Annotated in this window: 14 protein-coding genes, 2 tRNA genes and 1 rRNA gene; 5 read left to right on the top strand and 12 right to left on the bottom strand. The window is 57.8% G+C overall.

Translation table 11 applies throughout. The features are described 5' to 3' along the window. Positions 1-44: 44 nt before the first annotated feature. The 12 genes from JFT85_RS15370 to JFT85_RS15315 form a co-directional block, all read right to left on the bottom strand. A complete protein-coding gene (locus JFT85_RS15370; RefSeq protein WP_053253694.1) occupies positions 45-1,352 on the bottom strand; it encodes a CitMHS family transporter in 1,308 nt (435 codons plus the stop codon). Positions 1,353-1,606: 254 nt separating this feature from the next. Then, a complete protein-coding gene (locus tag JFT85_RS15365) occupies positions 1,607-3,568 on the bottom strand; it encodes a DUF7844 domain-containing protein (RefSeq protein WP_069551813.1) in 1,962 nt (653 codons plus the stop codon). Next, entirely contained in the window at positions 3,565-3,885 is a 321-nt protein-coding gene (locus tag JFT85_RS15360; RefSeq protein WP_053253696.1) for a DUF2388 domain-containing protein, read from the bottom strand. Before JFT85_RS15360 ends, JFT85_RS15365 begins: the two co-directional genes overlap by 4 nt. Before the next feature lie 40 nt (positions 3,886-3,925). After that, positions 3,926-4,234: a DUF2388 domain-containing protein gene (locus JFT85_RS15355; protein ID WP_053253697.1), complete on the bottom strand. Its 309-nt coding sequence runs from the start codon at positions 4,232-4,234 to the stop codon at positions 3,926-3,928. A gap of 106 nt (positions 4,235-4,340) precedes the next feature. Further along, entirely contained in the window at positions 4,341-4,661 is a 321-nt protein-coding gene (locus JFT85_RS15350) for a DUF2388 domain-containing protein (RefSeq protein ID WP_053253698.1), read from the bottom strand. 159 nt (positions 4,662-4,820) lie between these two features. Further along, entirely contained in the window at positions 4,821-4,964 is a 144-nt protein-coding gene (locus JFT85_RS15345; protein ID WP_232005436.1) for a DUF1127 domain-containing protein, read from the bottom strand. A 305-nt stretch (positions 4,965-5,269) separates the two neighbouring features. Beyond that, the gene (locus JFT85_RS15340) at positions 5,270-5,485 is read right to left on the bottom strand and encodes a DUF1127 domain-containing protein (protein WP_003214752.1); all 216 of its coding nucleotides are present in this window, start codon (positions 5,483-5,485) and stop codon (positions 5,270-5,272) included. 318 nt (positions 5,486-5,803) lie between these two features. Further along, entirely contained in the window at positions 5,804-7,297 is a 1,494-nt protein-coding gene (locus tag JFT85_RS15335) for an acetyl-CoA hydrolase/transferase family protein (RefSeq protein ID WP_053253699.1), read from the bottom strand. Positions 7,298-7,476: 179 nt separating this feature from the next. After that, a complete protein-coding gene (locus JFT85_RS15330; RefSeq protein ID WP_053253700.1) occupies positions 7,477-8,913 on the bottom strand; it encodes an NAD(P)(+) transhydrogenase (Re/Si-specific) subunit beta in 1,437 nt (478 codons plus the stop codon). After that, positions 8,910-9,233: an NAD(P) transhydrogenase subunit alpha gene (locus JFT85_RS15325; protein WP_008439664.1), complete on the bottom strand. Its 324-nt coding sequence runs from the start codon at positions 9,231-9,233 to the stop codon at positions 8,910-8,912. Before JFT85_RS15325 ends, JFT85_RS15330 begins: the two co-directional genes overlap by 4 nt. A 15-nt stretch (positions 9,234-9,248) precedes the next feature. Next, positions 9,249-10,370, bottom strand: coding sequence for a Re/Si-specific NAD(P)(+) transhydrogenase subunit alpha (locus JFT85_RS15320; RefSeq protein WP_078827563.1), 1,122 nt, complete (start codon positions 10,368-10,370; stop codon positions 9,249-9,251). A 451-nt stretch (positions 10,371-10,821) separates the two neighbouring features. Beyond that, positions 10,822-11,721, bottom strand: coding sequence for a LysR family transcriptional regulator (locus JFT85_RS15315; protein ID WP_169876353.1), 900 nt, complete (start codon positions 11,719-11,721; stop codon positions 10,822-10,824). A gap of 157 nt (positions 11,722-11,878) precedes the next feature. Between JFT85_RS15315 and JFT85_RS15310 the strand changes: the two genes are divergently transcribed. The 5 genes from JFT85_RS15310 (at position 11,879) to JFT85_RS15290 (ending at position 16,724) form a co-directional block, all read left to right on the top strand. Further along, positions 11,879-13,060, top strand: coding sequence for an acyl-CoA dehydrogenase (locus JFT85_RS15310; protein ID WP_053253703.1), 1,182 nt, complete (start codon positions 11,879-11,881; stop codon positions 13,058-13,060). A gap of 12 nt (positions 13,061-13,072) precedes the next feature. Further along, on the top strand, positions 13,073-14,293 hold the full coding sequence (locus tag JFT85_RS15305; RefSeq protein ID WP_053253704.1) for a CaiB/BaiF CoA transferase family protein: 1,221 nt from the start codon (positions 13,073-13,075) through the stop codon (positions 14,291-14,293). Between the two features lie 629 nt (positions 14,294-14,922). After that, a 16S ribosomal RNA gene (locus JFT85_RS15300) occupies positions 14,923-16,459 on the top strand. An 82-nt stretch (positions 16,460-16,541) separates the two neighbouring features. Beyond that, positions 16,542-16,618 (top strand) — tRNA-Ile (locus tag JFT85_RS15295). A gap of 30 nt (positions 16,619-16,648) precedes the next feature. After that, positions 16,649-16,724 (top strand) — tRNA-Ala (locus tag JFT85_RS15290). The last annotated feature ends 8 nt before the right edge of the window (positions 16,725-16,732 follow it).

The raw sequence follows: 16,732 nt of genomic DNA, 5'->3' as shown, positions 1-16,732 counted from the left end.
TGAAACCGCGCAAGCTGCAGCGCCGCGCGGTTAGGTCGGTAAGATTATAGAGTGCTGAATAGCGGAAAAATCCCCATCAGCAGAGCCGCGAACATTATGCACAGGCACACCAGTACTGCCCACTTGAGGGTAAAGCGTTGGTGGTCGCCAAATTCGATGCCGGCCAGGGCCACCAACAGGTAGGTCGAAGGTACCAGCGGGCTGAGCAAGTGCACGGGTTGGCCAACGATCGAGGCGCGGGCCATTTCAACGGCGGTGATGCCGTAATGGCTGGCCGCTTCGGCGAGTACTGGCAGTACGCCGTAGTAGAACGCGTCGTTGGACATGAAGAACGTAAACGGCATGCTTACCAGCGCGGTGATCACTGCGAGGTACGGGCCCAGCGCTTCCGGGATAACCGCCAGCAAGCTCTTGGACATGGCATCAACCATGCCGGTACCGGACAGAATGCCGGTGAAGATGCCCGCGGCGAAGATGAGCCCGACGACTGCCAGCACGCTGCCGGCGTGGGCGGCGACGCGGTCTTTCTGCTGTTGCAGGCACGGGTAGTTGACGATCATCGCGATACTGAACGCCACCATGAACAGCACTGGCAGCGGCAACAGGCCGGCGATCAGGGTGCACATCAGGGCGAAGGTCAGGGCGCCGTTGAACCAGATCAGCTTTGGACGGCGGGCGTCCGGGAATTGCGACACGCTGATCTCGCTGTGGTCGATTTCATCGCCTTGCAGGTGCAGCTCACCCAGGCGGGCACGTTCGCGCTTGCCGTACATGTAGGCAATCACCAGGATCGCCACTACACCGGCGGCCATGGCCGGGATCATCGGAACGAAAATATCTGACGGGTCCACATGCAGTGCACTGGCGGCACGGGCAGTCGGGCCACCCCAAGGCGTCATGTTCATCACGCCGCCGGCGAGGATGATCAGGCCGGCCATGATGCGTGGGCTCATACCGATACGCTGGTACAGCGGCAGCATGGCAGCCACGCAGATCATGTAGGTGGTGGCACCGTCACCGTCAAGGGAGACGACCAGGGCCAGCACCGCGGTGCCGACCGACACTTTCAGCGGGTCGCCCTTGACCATCTTGAGGATCTTGCGCACGGCCGGGTCGAACAGGCCGGAGTCGATCATCAGCGCAAAGTAGAGGATGGCGAACATCAGCATCACGCCGGTCGGCGCAAGCTTGGTGATACCCGCCAGCATCATCGGGCCGATTTCCGGTGCAAAGCCACCAAACAGGGCGAACAGGATCGGCACAATGATCAAAGCAATCAGCGCAGAGAGGCGCTTGGTCATGATCAGGAACATGAACGTGATGACCATGGCAAAGCCAAGGAAAGTCAGCATAGGAATACTCCAGGCGTAGCGCGGCTAGGGAATGGCGAACCGGTTGGGGGTTAGCGCAGTACGAAAGGCACGTAGCGTACGGTGGGAGTTGGAGCGAACAGGCGGGTACGGACAGACATCAGGAATCACCATTGTTGTTGTTAACAGCCGGTCTGTTGCCGGCAGTGGGGCGATCCTAGACGGGGAAGCTTTCAGCCAGCTTTCGCTGAGCACTCAGACGATCAGAGGTTTGTAGGACTTTTCTTTAAGGTGGGTTAAGGCAGTTCCAAACCACCTGCGGCTTTGTGCAGGGCGCGCAGATGTTCACCTACCTGTTTGAGGTTGGCCTCGCAGGCGGCGATCTCGGCAGCGCGGGACGGCTCCAGCAGCATCCGCACCTCTTTATCCAGGTCGCCGGTCAAGGATTGCAGTTGCTTCTGGCGTTCGGCGCTTTCCGATTCCAGACGTTTGGCTTCCGAAGGTTGTGGCAGGCCGTAGCCGCTGGTGCCCAGCAGTTCTGCGGGGCGACTGAGGAAGCCGCTGTTGGCGAGGATCTGTTGCAACGTATTGTTGGCTTTTTCCATGCCGCCGTTTTTCAGTTCGCGTGCACCGAGGTAGCGTTGTTTGACTTCGTCCTGGGCCAGCATCAGTTGCCTGCGATAGCTTGCCTGCTCCAGCAACAACAGTGCAGCGCTGGTGCGCAGGTCGGCCTGGCTGAACCACTGACGGCGTTCGTCGGCGCTGAGAGCCAGCCAGTCTTCCACCTGGGTCTGTTTGATCGGCAGATGTTTACGCAGCACGTCGAACATTGCCTGGTAGCGCTCGCGGAACGAGTCGAAGTGATAACCCAGGCGCAACGCCTCGCGTTTGTCATTGAGCACACGGGTGTCGGCCAGGCCACGGGCGCTGAGCACTTCCAGCAGACCATTGGGGGTGATGTTGTCCAGGCCGGTCAATTGCGGGTTGGCGCTGCCACTGCGTAACAGTTTCAGGCTTTCCACTGCGCAGTTATTGGAAATGAAGAAGTAGTTGCCGTCATAGCTCCAGTGCATTTCGGCGGCGTGCTCGACGGTGTCGTTGATTTCCTGACGTGTGAGCTTGAGCGGTACGGACGCCAGGCCACGCAACTCGGTCTTGGTGTATTCGTCGATCACTTGGGCCAGCGGTAGCACGAACAGCCGTGAAGGGTACTTGCCCACCAGGCCATCCCAGCTCGACAGCTGTACGTCACCGACAAATGCGCGGTAGGACAGCACCAGGTGCTGGTCCAGGTCCAGCCGGCAATCCGGGCCACGTGGGCGACCAGGCGCACATATCACCAGGCGCAACATACTGTGGCCCCAGCGGCTGACCAGGTTTTGGTTGGCTTCGGCCAGCAGGTAATCGATTTCATACACCCGCTCCGGATCGATCTGACCCAGTGGCGTCTTGGCGAAATCGTTACCCGCGTTCAGGAACGCGTAGGTGGTGGCGCAGGTGTCTTGCTTTGGCGGCGCCCAGCCGAAGTGTTCCTTGTAATAGCGAAACAGCGCGGGGCGACGGCAGGCGTAGCTTGGGTCGAGGAGAAAGTACTCCATGTTGACGGCCACGAACTCCAGCGGGCTGGTGGTTTCGTAGATGTCCGGGCTGCGGGCAACCTGATGGTTGTGCTGCTCCCGTTCGCCGCGACGCCCCACGTATTGCGGCCAGCCGGCAAGGTCCAGCAGGCGCGGGTCGTCACTTAAGGTAAAGCGGCGGTCATTCTGGCCTCGGCATTGATCGGGAAGGCCGATCAGGCCGGTGATGTTGTTCTGGCGGCTGCAGCGCTGGATCAGCCGGCGCTCGTCTTTGGTCCACAGGCGCGCACGGTCATAAATGTGGGTCAGTTCATGCAGGACGGTGGCGAGCATTTCGCGGCGTACGGTGCCGTGGGGGCGGTGGGTCTTCTGCGTGGCCGCGCTGCCGTCGGTCAGGCTGGCAAGCAGGTTTTGGTTAAGGTCCAGTTCGGACACCAGAGAGGCTTGGCCGTACGCGTTTTCAGGCATCTTGTCGGTCCAGCCGACATCAATCCGCCGGTCCAGCTGCTCGATAAAGCGTGGCGGCAAAGCGCGCATCGCCTCATCGAGCAATGCCTGGCTGGCCTGCTGTTCGGCCGGGCTCAAACCTTCGGTCTTGAGCCGCAGTTGCAGGCTGGCCTGGGCTGCGCTGGCACAGAGCAGCACAGTCCCGGCCAGTAGCCAGGCGACTAGCCGCCTCACAGAGCGAGGATAGCTTCGGCGAGGGTCTGGTCACTGGCGTCGCGAGCTTCCGGTACACGGGTTCGCAGGGTGTTGAAGGCGGCTTCCAACTGCGCGCCACGGATCTCGCCATTGGTGGCGACGAAGCTGGCGGCGTCATCGTGGGCTTCGCGCACGATTTTGGAGTCGCGGATGGAGGTGGTGGTGTCCGAGGTGAAATCAATGGTGCGGGCCGAGGCACGCACGACGATGTTACTGGTGGCCTTGAGGGTTTGCGCGTGGGCAACATCGGCCAACAACAGCAGGCCGAGAGCGGCGGCGATCAGCGGGCTACGCATGGGATGACTCCAAAATACAAAGATGGAAATACAAAGATGATTATTGGACGAGAATTGCTTGCGCCAGTTCAAGGTCGCTGGCATGAAGTTTTGGCTGGGTCCGGCGCAGATAATCCAGCGCGGATTCCAGGCGAGCTCCCCGCCATTGGCCGTCAGTGGCGATAAATGCGGCAGCGTCATCCTGGGCGGCCAGTATCAATTTTCTGTCAAAAGGCGCTGACGTCACCTTGCTGGTGGCATACGCACTGATGACGGTGCTCTGAGTGGACACGTCAAAGGCCGACGCCAAGGGTGACCAGCAGGCGCAAAACAACACGGGAACGATCAACAGGCGGTATGAAAAAGCCATGGGACTCGACAACTGAAAGCGAGCGCCAAGGCTAGCGCAACGCCCGGGCGAGGGCCAGCGCTGACACATTTGCTGGTAGCTGGCGCTCTCGTGGGTCGACTTGGCGTCAGATGGCCAGGATGGCCTGTGCCAACTGCGCGTCCGTTGCGGTGTTCAACTGCGGAGCCTGCTGGCGGATCTGGGCCAGGGCGCTTTCCAGCTTCACACCACGAATGGCGCCTTCACTGGCGACAAAGCTGGCGGCGTCGTCGCGGGCCGCTTGCACGACCTTGTTGTCGCGCAGGGAAGAGGTGGCATCGGAGCTGGCATCGGACGTCGCTTTCAGTGCGCCGACGATCGAATCAGTGGTCACGATAAGGCTGCTCGCGTGGGCGTTGGCAGCTACGGCCAACAGGGCGGCAGCACTCAGCAGGCGAAGACGGGACATGGAATGACTCCTGTAGATGATCAAATAAAGCGGCGCAAAGCGGCCACTGTGAAACGGACAGTGTTGCTGTCGAGGATCAGACGCCCGTTCTACAAGGTTCGCCACGTGGTGATGGAATCTTAAGCTGCCGCTTATCCGTTCGGGAAGCTTCTTCACTGTTCAGTCACGCCAGAACGGCTTGGACAGCTCGGCGGTTCGGTCTCCCCAACTGATTCCAGCGTCGGACAGCTCGCGAGGGTCAAGTTGTGCCAGTTGGCGCCGCTCGTGGGCCTTTCGCCCCCATCTGCCTAGCGCACGGGCCATACGCACTATCAACGGCTTATAAGATGACGTGTCTGTCTTCATGGCTGGAGCCTTTCATGAGGTCTTGGGACACCATGTTGGCTGGCGCGAGTTCACCGATACAGATACACCGAAGTTAAATTGTACCGCTTAACTGTAGTTATTTTTAAACTGTACTGGTACTCATGAAGTGCATCTGTTTAACGTTAGAAAAAGTTGAACGCCAGAAACAGCAAAGCCCGCCTCCAGTTACCCGGGGCGGGCTTTGCTTTGACAAATCAGAGTGCTGGCGGTGGACCCGGTGGGTCAGGGCCAGCGGGCGCCAATTAGCGCCAGAACGGCTTGCTCAGCTCTTCGTAGCGTTGAGCTTCGCTGATACCGGCGTCAGCCAGCAGACGCGAATCCAGACGAGCCAGTTGGTGGCGGCTGGAGATGCGGCGCTGCCACAACATCAGGTTGGCGAGAACGCGCAAAGGCAGGGAAGCCTGGGTGTTTACAGCTTTTTCTTCGAAGAACAGATCGGAACTGAGTGTACGTTCCATGATGACATCCTTCCGCTTGTGGCGGGATTAGGTAGTGGTTTAACTGATGCCAATGATCCTCCTCCGACGCAAGACTCTCTAGATACAGTTCACCTGTATTGTGAGGGGCCAGTTAACTGTTTATAGCGGCTGTACGGTACATAAATGTGGCAACTGTACCTGTCCGCACTGAAACAGTGCGAAATAGGCATTTTAGGCGAGGGGCGTAGGAGAATTCAGTAGGAAATGACCGGTACAGCAGTACAGTTTTTGTAAAAAGTACTGCTGAGATTCCCGAGCGGGTGAAACGGTGATGGCATCAGGCTGGATCTGTATCAATCAAGCCTTGAGCATATGCCCGGTTTCTTCCAGGTTAATGTGCCAACTCAGTGCTTCACGCAGGATATGCGGTGTATGCCCGCCGATCGCGCAGGCGGCATTGAAGTAAGTGTTCAGCGCATCGCGGTATGCCGGGTGCACGCAGTTGTCGATGATCACCCGGGCCCGCTCACGCGGTGCCAGGCCGCGCAGGTCGGCAAGGCCGATCTCGGTCACCAATATGTCGACGTCATGTTCGGTGTGGTCCACGTGGCTGACCATCGGCACCACGCTGGAAATCGCACCGCCTTTGGCTATCGACTTGGTGACGAAGATCGCCAGGTGCGCGTTGCGTGCGAAGTCTCCGGAGCCGCCAATGCCGTTCATCATCCGTGTGCCGCAGACGTGGGTGGAGTTGACGTTGCCGTAGATGTCGAATTCCAGCGCGGTGTTGATGCCGATAATGCCCAGGCGCCGAACCACTTCGGGGTGATTGGAGATTTCCTGTGGGCGCAGTACCAACTTGTCCTTGTAGTGTTCCAGGTTGCCGAACACATCGGCGTTGCGTCGCTCCGACAAGGTGATCGAGCTGCCCGAGGCGAAGCTCAGCTTGCCCGCATCGATCAGGTCGAACGTTGAGTCCTGCAACACTTCCGAGTACATGGTCAGGTCTTCGAACGGCGATTCGATCAAGCCGCACATCACCGCGTTGGCGATATTGCCGATGCCGGCCTGCAGCGGGCCGAGCTTGTTGGTCATGCGCCCGGCGTCCACTTCCTGCTTGAGGAAGTTGATCAGATGGTTGGCGATACCTTGGGTGTCAGCGTCCGGCGGCGTCACTGTAGAGGCGGAGTCTGCCTTGTTGGTGATGACGATGGCCACAATCTTCTCGGGCGGGATCGGGATCGCGGTGCTGCCGATGCGGTCGTCGACCTTAACCAGCGGAATTGGCGTGCGTGTCGGCCGATAGGTCGGGATATAGATGTCGTGCAGCCCTTCCAGGTTCGGATTGTGCGCAAGGTTGATCTCAACAATCACCTGCTTGGCGAAAATCGCGAAGCTGGCTGAGTTGCCCACGGAGGTGGTGGGCACGATATGCCCTTGTTCGGTGATCGCGACGGCTTCGATGACGGCGATGTCCGGCAGCTTGAGCTGGTTGTTGCGCAGTTGCTCGACGGTTTCCGACAGATGTTGGTCGATAAACATCACCTCGCCTGCGTTGATCGCTTTGCGCAGGGTGCTGTCGACCTGAAAGGGCATGCGTCGGGACAGCACACCGGCTTCGGTCAGTTGCTTGTCCAGGTCATTGCCCAGGCTGGCGCCCGTCATCAGGGTGATTTTCAGCGGGGATGTCTTGGCGCGTTCGGCCAGGGCGTGGGGAACGGCCTTGGCTTCACCGGCGCGGGTGAAGCCGCTCATGCCGACGGTCATGCCGTCCTCGATCAGTGCGGCGGCGTCTGCCGCGCTCATGACCTTGTTCAACAGCGAAGGCAAGCGGATACGATCACGGTACATGAATTGTTATCTCAGGCTACGGAAGCAAGGTGGGCAGTGTAGTGATTTCAAAAAAATTCGGCCCGCTACCATGGTCGAATGCCGGGCAGCGATTTAGAGCCTTTGGTCGGGTTTCATCCGATAATAAAAAACCCCAGCCTACTGGAGGCCAGGGTTTCGGGTATTGCGCTGGCGCAGTGTTATTCGACAGCTTTGACCATGTCTTCGATGACCTTCTTGGCATCACCGAAGACCATCATGGTTTTGTCCAGGTAGAACAACTCGTTGTCCAGGCCGGCATAGCCGCTGGCCATCGAGCGTTTGTTGACGATGATGGTCTTGGCCTTGAACGCTTCCAGGATCGGCATACCGGCGATCGGTGAGTTTGGATCGTTCTTGGCGGCCGGGTTGACCACGTCGTTCGCACCCAGCACCAGCACCACGTCGGCTTGGCCGAACTCGGAGTTGATGTCTTCCATCTCGAATACCTGGTCGTAAGGCACTTCGGCCTCGGCCAGCAGTACGTTCATGTGCCCAGGCATACGGCCCGCTACCGGGTGGATCGCATACTTCACGGTGACGCCGCGATGAGTCAGCTTTTCGGTCAGCTCTTTGAGCGCATGCTGCGCGCGGGCGACCGCCAGGCCATAGCCTGGAACGATGATCACGGTGTCGGCGTTGGTCAGCAGGAAGGTGGCGTCGTCCGCGGAGCCGGATTTTACCGGGCGCGCTTCTTTCGAACCTGCCGCTGCGCCGGCATCCACCGTGTTGCCGAAACCACCGAGCAGTACATTAAAGAAGGAGCGGTTCATCGCCTTGCACATGATGTACGACAGGATCGCGCCGCTGGAGCCTACCAGCGAGCCGGCGATGATCAGCATCGAGTTGTTCAGCGAGAAACCGATGCCTGCTGCTGCCCAACCGGAGTAGCTGTTAAGCATCGAGACGACAACCGGCATGTCGGCGCCGCCGATCGGGATGATGATCAGCACGCCGAGCACGAACGCCAGGGCCAGCATCAATGCGAAGGCACTGAGGTTGCCGGTGAACATGAACGCCAGGCCGAGACCGAGCGTGGCCAGGCCAAGTACCAGGTTCAGCTTGTGCTGGCCGCCGAACTGTACCGGTGCGCCCTGGAACAGACGGAACTTGTACTTGCCCGACAGTTTGCCGAACGCGATCACCGAACCCGAGAAGGTGATGGCGCCGATGGCTGCGCCGAGGAACAACTCCAGGCGGTTACCGGCCGGAATCGAGTCGCCCAAATGTTTCACGATGCCCAGGGATTGTGGCTCGACCACGGCGGCGATGGCGATGAACACCGCTGCCAGGCCGATCATGCTGTGCATGAACGCGACCAGTTCTGGCATCTTGGTCATTTCTACGCGCTTGGCCATGATCGAACCGGCGGTGCCGCCGACCAGCAGGCCGACGATGACGTAGCCAATACCAGCGGTGGCGAGTTCAGCGCCCAGTTTATAGATGAGGCCGACGGTGGTGAGTACCGCCAGCGCCATGCCGAGCATGCCAAACAGGTTGCCGCGTCGCGATGTGGTGGGGTGTGACAGGCCTTTAAGGGCCTGGATAAAGCAGATCGACGCGATCAAGTAGAGCGTCGTGACGAGATTCATGCTCATGACGATGGCGCCTCTTCTTTTGCTTTCGGGGCTTTCTTCTTGAACATCTCAAGCATCCTGCGAGTGACCAGGAAACCGCCAAACACGTTAACCGCCGCGAGCGCCACGGCGAGGGTGCCCATGGTCTTGCCCAGTGGCGTTACGGTGAGCGCGGCGGCGAGCATGGCGCCGACGATGACAATTGCGGAGATCGCATTGGTCACCGCCATCAGCGGCGTGTGAAGCGCGGGGGTCACGTTCCATACCACGTGGTAGCCGACATAAATCGCCAGCACAAAGATGATCAGGTTGTAGATACCGGGGGAGATAAGCTCTTCCATCGTCTGAATCCCTGCTTAGGCGTTTTTGCGGATGACTTGGCCGTCGCGGCACATCAGGCACGCGGCGACGATGTCGTCTTCGAGGTTGATTTCAAACTGCCCTTCCTTGGTGAAGACCAGCTTCAGGAAGTCCAGCAGGTTGCGCGCGTATAGCGCAGAAGCATCGGCGGCTACGGCACCCGCCAGGTTGGTCGGGCCGCAGATGGTCACGCCGTTTTCCACGACGACCTGATCGGCCACCGTTAGCGGGCAGTTACCGCCTTGGGCTGCGGCGAGGTCGATGACCACCGAGCCCGGCTTCATTTGCGCGACGGTCTCGGCACTGAGCAGGGTGGGTGCCTTGCGACCTGGGATCAATGCAGTGGTGATGACGATGTCGGCTTGCTTGGCGCGTTCGTGTACGGCCAGGGCCTGGCGCTGCATCCAGCTGGACGGCATTGGGCGAGCATATCCGCCGACACCGACGGCGCATTCGCGCTCTTCGTCGGTTTCATAAGGGACGTCGACGAACTTGGCGCCAAGCGATTCGATTTGCTCTTTTACCGCAGGGCGCACGTCAGATGCTTCGATCACCGCACCCAGACGCTTCGCCGTGGCGATGGCTTGCAGTCCGGCGACACCCGCGCCGAGAATCAGCACGCGCGCTGCTTTGACGGTGCCTGCGGCGGTCATCAGCATCGGCATGAAACGCGGGTAGTGGTGGGCTGCCAGCAGGACCGCTTTATAACCGGCGATGTTGGCTTGGGACGACAGCACGTCGAGGCTCTGGGCTCGCGATGTACGGGGGGCGGCTTCAAGCGCGAAGGCCGTGACGCCACGCTCGGCCAACTTGGCAATGGTTTCGTTGCTGAACGGATTGAGCATGCCCACCAACACAGTGCCGCTTTTGATCAGCGCCAGTTCACTGGCGCTGGGGGCAACCACTTTGAGAATCAGCTCGGCGCCAAACGCATCGTTGGCACTGCCAATGGTTGCGCCTGCCGTTTCATAGGCACTGTCGACGATGCTGGCGTTGAGGCCTGCTCCGCTTTGAACAGTGACCTTATGGCCCTGGCCGATCAGCTTCTTGATGGTTTCCGGGGTGGCAGCCACCCGCGTTTCACCGGTCTGGGTTTCGAGAGGAACACCAATGTGCACGTCAAATCTCCTGCATGATCTTTTTGCTTTTGATCTTTTTGTAAAAAGGCCAGTGCACCGTGAGTGGCGCATCTGGGGCGGCCGATCAGCACGATCCCGCTGAAATGACAGCGGGGCGCGGCATTTTGCAGGCGAACTTTACGGCCTTCAAGGGATTATGACGGGTGACGAAAAATTAACTACAAGTCACCCTGTGACTGATTGTCGCAATGCACGCAAATAACCTCTTTAAATACAGGTGTTTAAAGGGTTGCAGAGGTTTATTGATGCTTTTTCAATCGCCGGTGTGAATGGTTGGGCATTGGCCGGCGCTAGGCCCTGAAAGCCATGTTGATCATGGCTCTTAGCCTTTTTATGGCTGATAAGTACAGTCTGTCTAAAAGCGACATATACGTACATCTGTAGGTTTTAAATTTAATTGACTACAAGGTCAACAAATGCGCTTTCTCCTTTAAATACCTGGGCTGTAGCGGTGTGACTGGTCAATTAGCCAGTCCCTGAAAGCGTGCAGTGATGCAGATTCGACTTTTCTTTCAGGAATCATCAGGTAGTAAGCCTTGGCGCTGTGCAGTGCCTCGGGGCTTGCTATCACCAGTTGGTTCTCCTTGAGTTCGCGCTGGATGAGGAAGGGTGGAATCAGCGCGATCCCCATGTCATGCATGGCGGCTTGAGACAACATCGAGAATAGCTCGTAACGAGGGCCTGTCATGTCGCGGGGTATGTTCAGTTGTTGCGCGTTAAACCATTGGCGCCAGGCGTAAGGCCTGGTGGTCTGCTGCAGCAGCGGCAGTTCTGCGATTTCCTGGGGGCTGAAGTGGGTTCGGGTGCCCAGTAATCCTGGGCTGCACACGGGGACGGGGTTTTCTCCCATCAGCCGATGGGACTCGGTACCGGACCAGTCGGCATCGCCAAAGTAGATCGCGGCATCGAATTCGGTATCGGCAAATAGAAAGGGGCGCGTGCGGTTGGTGAGGTTGACCGTCACTTCCGGGTGCCGATGTTGAAAGTCCTTGAGGCGGGGGATCAGCCATTGGGTGCCAAAGGTTGGAACCACGGCCAGTTCGATGACGTTGGTGCCTTGCTGTCCCATTACCGACAGGGTGTCACGTTCAACGGCGTCCAATTGCATGGCGACTCGACGGCTATAGGACAGCCCCGCTTCCGTCAGCTTCACTCCGCGTCGTGAGCGCCGAAACAGCTCGACACTCAAAAACTCCTCAAGGCTGGCTATCTGTCGACAGATGGCGCCCTGGGTGATGGAAAGCTCGTGCGCCGCCTTGGTAAAGCTCTCGTGGCGGGCCGCCGCTTCAAAACTGACAAGGGCCGTGGTGCTGGGAATTTTTCTGCGCATGTACTTAGTGCTCACTTAAAAAGCGCGTCTGCGCCATTCTCAGTCGTTTCGGAGTGAGAAATTAGCACAACCCTATGCACAAACCTCGTTTGCCCTCTGCGCGTGCCCGGCCTAGGCTGCATCCACGACTTCTGATTTATTGCGCGAGGGCTTATTCATGGCTGGTAAGGCAAGCTTCAACTGGATTGATCCACTGCTGCTGGATCAGCAGCTCACCGAAGAAGAGCGCATGGTGCGCGACAGTGCTGAGCAATTTGCCCAGGACAAGCTGGCGCCGCGTGTGCTCGAAGCCTTCCGGCATGAAAAGACCGACCCTGCGATCTTTCGCGAAATGGGTGAAACCGGCCTGTTGGGCGCGATGATTCCCGAGCAGTACGGTGGCAGCGGCTTGAACTACGTCAGTTATGGGTTGATTGCCCGTGAGGTGGAGCGTGTCGACTCCGGCTATCGCTCGATGATGAGCGTGCAATCCTCGCTGGTCATGGTGCCTATCAATGAGTTCGGCACCGAGGCGCAAAAGCAGAAGTACTTGCCGAAGCTGGCCTCTGGTGAATGGATTGGCTGTTTTGGTCTGACGGAGCCCAACCACGGTTCCGATCCTGGCGCGATGATTACCCGTGCCCGTAAGGTGGACGGCGGCTATAGCCTGACTGGTGCCAAGATGTGGATCACCAACAGCCCGATCGCGGATGTGTTTGTGGTGTGGGGCAAGGACGATGCCGGCGACATTCGTGGTTTTGTCCTGGAGAAGGGCTGGAAGGGGCTGAGCGCTCCGGCGATTCACGGCAAGGTCGGCCTGCGGGCGTCGATTACCGGTGAAATTGTCATGGATAACGTGTTTGTGCCGGAAGAGAACATCTTCCCGGATGTCCGTGGCTTGAAGGGGCCATTCACCTGCCTCAACTCGGCGCGCTATGGCATCTCCTGGGGGGCACTGGGTGCCGCCGAGTTCTGCTGGCATACCGCTCGCCAATACACCCTTGACCGTCATCAGTTTGGTCGCCCGCTGGCGGCCACCCAGTTGATCCAGAAGAAGTTGGCCGACATGCAGACCGAGATCACTCTGGCCTTGCAAGGCTGCCTGCGTCTGGGGCGTATGAAGGATGAAGGCACGGCGGCTGTCGAGATTACATCGATCATGAAGCGCAACTCGTGCGGCAAGTCTCTGGATATCGCGCGTATGGCGCGGGACATGTTGGGTGGCAACGGTATTTCCGACGAGTTCGGGGTGGCGCGACACCTGGTCAACCTGGAGGTGGTTAACACCTATGAGGGCACTCATGACGTGCACGCCTTGATTCTGGGGCGCGCGCAAACTGGTCTTCAGGCGTTCTATTAATAGGAGCACGGCATGGGCGCGCTTTCACATCTGCGGGTACTGGATTTATCGCGAGTGCTGGCGGGCCCTTGGTCCGGGCAGATACTTGCGGACCTTGGGGCTGAGGTGATCAAGGTCGAGCGGCCGGGTAATGGCGATGACACGCGTGCATGGGGGCCGCCTTTCCTGAAGGACGCTTATGGCGAGAACACCAGTGAGGCGGCGTATTACCTGTCGGCTAACCGTAACAAGGAATCGGTGACTATCGACTTCACGCGTCCGGAGGGGCAGAAGCTGGTGCGTGATCTGGCTGCCAAGTCCGACATTCTGATCGAGAACTTCAAGGTAGGTGGTCTGGCGGCATATGGGCTGGACTATGAGTCGCTCAAAGAGATCAATCCGGAGTTGATCTACTGCTCTATCACGGGCTTCGGCCAGACGGGCCCTTATGCGACGCGAGCGGGCTACGACTTTATGATTCAGGGGCTGGGAGGGCTCATGAGTCTGACGGGGCGGCCAGAGGGCGATGATGGGGCTGGGCCGGTGAAGGTGGGGGTTGCACTGACGGACATCCTGACGGGGCTTTATTCGACTGTGGCGATCCTGGCGGCATTGGCTCACCGGGACCACGACGGTGGTGGGCAGCATATCGATATGGCCTTGCTGGATGTGCAGGTGGCTTGCCTGGCTAACCAAGCGATGAATTACCTGACGACGGGTGTGTCACCAAAACGCTTGGGCAATGCTCACCCGAATATAGTGCCTTATCAGGATTTTCCTACGGCTGATGGTGATTTCATCCTGACGGTGGGTAATGACGGCCAGTTTCGCAAGTTCGCTGAGGTGGCTGGGCAGCCGCAGTGGGCCGATGACCCGCGGTTTGCTTCTAATAAGATGCGGGTGGCCAATCGCGCCGAACTGATTCCGTTGATTCGCCAGGCTACCGTCTTCAAGACCACGGCGCAGTGGGTGTCGCAGTTGGAGCAAGTCGGCGTGCCGTGTGGGCCGATCAATGATCTGGCGCAGGTGTTTGCCGATCCGCAGGTCAAGGCGCGTGGGTTGGCGATGACGTTGCCTCATTCGCTGGCAGGGATGGTGCCGCAGGTGGCCAGTCCGATACGGTTGTCCAAGACACCGGTCGAGTATCGGAGTGCGCCTCCTTTATTAGGAGAGCATACGGTTCAGGTATTGCAGGGCGTGCTTGGGCTGGGGGCGGCGAATGTGGCTGCCTTAAAGGAGGCAGGCGTTATCTGAGTCGCTTCTTCTATATAGAGCGTGTGAACAACGCTATGTCGATTGTTTTTTAATCAATTCTAACTAATTGATAGAAAGACAAAATTAAGCGTTGACGGCAGATTCTGGACGTCTATAATTCGCCCCACTTCCGGCGCAGTCGAAACGGAAAACTCCTTGGTAAACAAAGAGTTATGCGAGATTCGACAGTGAGTTGCTTCAGGTCATCGAAGCCCAGAAGGAGTTGGTAGAGCAGTGTTGTTTGGCTCTATTAACGTTTCGATCCTCTCGGTCGAAAGCGGAGAAAAAGAGGTGTTGACAGCAGCGTGTAACGCTGTAGAATTCGCCTCCCGCTAACGAGAGATCGGAAGCGCAAGTGGTTGAAGTTGTTGAGGAATTCCTTGAAAACTTCTGAAAATAATCACTTGACAGCAAATGAGGCTGCTGTAGAATGCGCGCCTCGGTTGAGACGAAAGATCTTAACCAACCGCTCTTTAACAACTGAATCAAGCAATTCGTGTGGGTGCTTGTGGAGTCAGACTGATAGTCAACAAGATTATCAGCATCACAAGTTACTCCGCGAGAAATCAAAGATGTAACCAACGATTGCTGAGCCAAGTTTAGGGTTTCTTAAAAACCCAAAGATGTTTGAACTGAAGAGTTTGATCATGGCTCAGATTGAACGCTGGCGGCAGGCCTAACACATGCAAGTCGAGCGGTAGAGAGAAGCTTGCTTCTCTTGAGAGCGGCGGACGGGTGAGTAAAGCCTAGGAATCTGCCTGGTAGTGGGGGATAACGTTCGGAAACGGACGCTAATACCGCATACGTCCTACGGGAGAAAGCAGGGGACCTTCGGGCCTTGCGCTATCAGATGAGCCTAGGTCGGATTAGCTAGTTGGTGAGGTAATGGCTCACCAAGGCGACGATCCGTAACTGGTCTGAGAGGATGATCAGTCACACTGGAACTGAGACACGGTCCAGACTCCTACGGGAGGCAGCAGTGGGGAATATTGGACAATGGGCGAAAGCCTGATCCAGCCATGCCGCGTGTGTGAAGAAGGTCTTCGGATTGTAAAGCACTTTAAGTTGGGAGGAAGGGCATTAACCTAATACGTTAGTGTTTTGACGTTACCGACAGAATAAGCACCGGCTAACTCTGTGCCAGCAGCCGCGGTAATACAGAGGGTGCAAGCGTTAATCGGAATTACTGGGCGTAAAGCGCGCGTAGGTGGTTTGTTAAGTTGGATGTGAAATCCCCGGGCTCAACCTGGGAACTGCATTCAAAACTGACTGACTAGAGTATGGTAGAGGGTGGTGGAATTTCCTGTGTAGCGGTGAAATGCGTAGATATAGGAAGGAACACCAGTGGCGAAGGCGACCACCTGGACTAATACTGACACTGAGGTGCGAAAGCGTGGGGAGCAAACAGGATTAGATACCCTGGTAGTCCACGCCGTAAACGATGTCAACTAGCCGTTGGGAGCCTTGAGCTCTTAGTGGCGCAGCTAACGCATTAAGTTGACCGCCTGGGGAGTACGGCCGCAAGGTTAAAACTCAAATGAATTGACGGGGGCCCGCACAAGCGGTGGAGCATGTGGTTTAATTCGAAGCAACGCGAAGAACCTTACCAGGCCTTGACATCCAATGAACTTTCTAGAGATAGATTGGTGCCTTCGGGAACATTGAGACAGGTGCTGCATGGCTGTCGTCAGCTCGTGTCGTGAGATGTTGGGTTAAGTCCCGTAACGAGCGCAACCCTTGTCCTTAGTTACCAGCACGTAATGGTGGGCACTCTAAGGAGACTGCCGGTGACAAACCGGAGGAAGGTGGGGATGACGTCAAGTCATCATGGCCCTTACGGCCTGGGCTACACACGTGCTACAATGGTCGGTACAGAGGGTTGCCAAGCCGCGAGGTGGAGCTAATCCCACAAAACCGATCGTAGTCCGGATCGCAGTCTGCAACTCGACTGCGTGAAGTCGGAATCGCTAGTAATCGCGAATCAGAATGTCGCGGTGAATACGTTCCCGGGCCTTGTACACACCGCCCGTCACACCATGGGAGTGGGTTGCACCAGAAGTAGCTAGTCTAACCTTCGGGAGGACGGTTACCACGGTGTGATTCATGACTGGGGTGAAGTCGTAACAAGGTAGCCGTAGGGGAACCTGCGGCTGGATCACCTCCTTAATCGACGACATCAGCTGCTCCATAAGTTCCCACACGAATTGCTTGATTCATTGAAGAAGACGATAAGAAGCAGCCCGAAATTGGGTCTGTAGCTCAGTTGGTTAGAGCGCACCCCTGATAAGGGTGAGGTCGGCAGTTCGAATCTGCCCAGACCCACCAATTTTGTGTGGGAAACGCCTGTAGAAATACGGGGCCATAGCTCAGCTGGGAGAGCGCCTGCCTTGCACGCAGGAGGTCAACGGTTCGATCCCGTTTGGCTCCACCACTACTGCT

The organism is Pseudomonas sp. TH04 (assembly GCF_016651355.1).
GTDB lineage: Bacteria > Pseudomonadota > Gammaproteobacteria > Pseudomonadales > Pseudomonadaceae > Aquipseudomonas > Aquipseudomonas fluorescens.
This window is presented reverse-complemented; position numbering and strand designations above follow the sequence as displayed.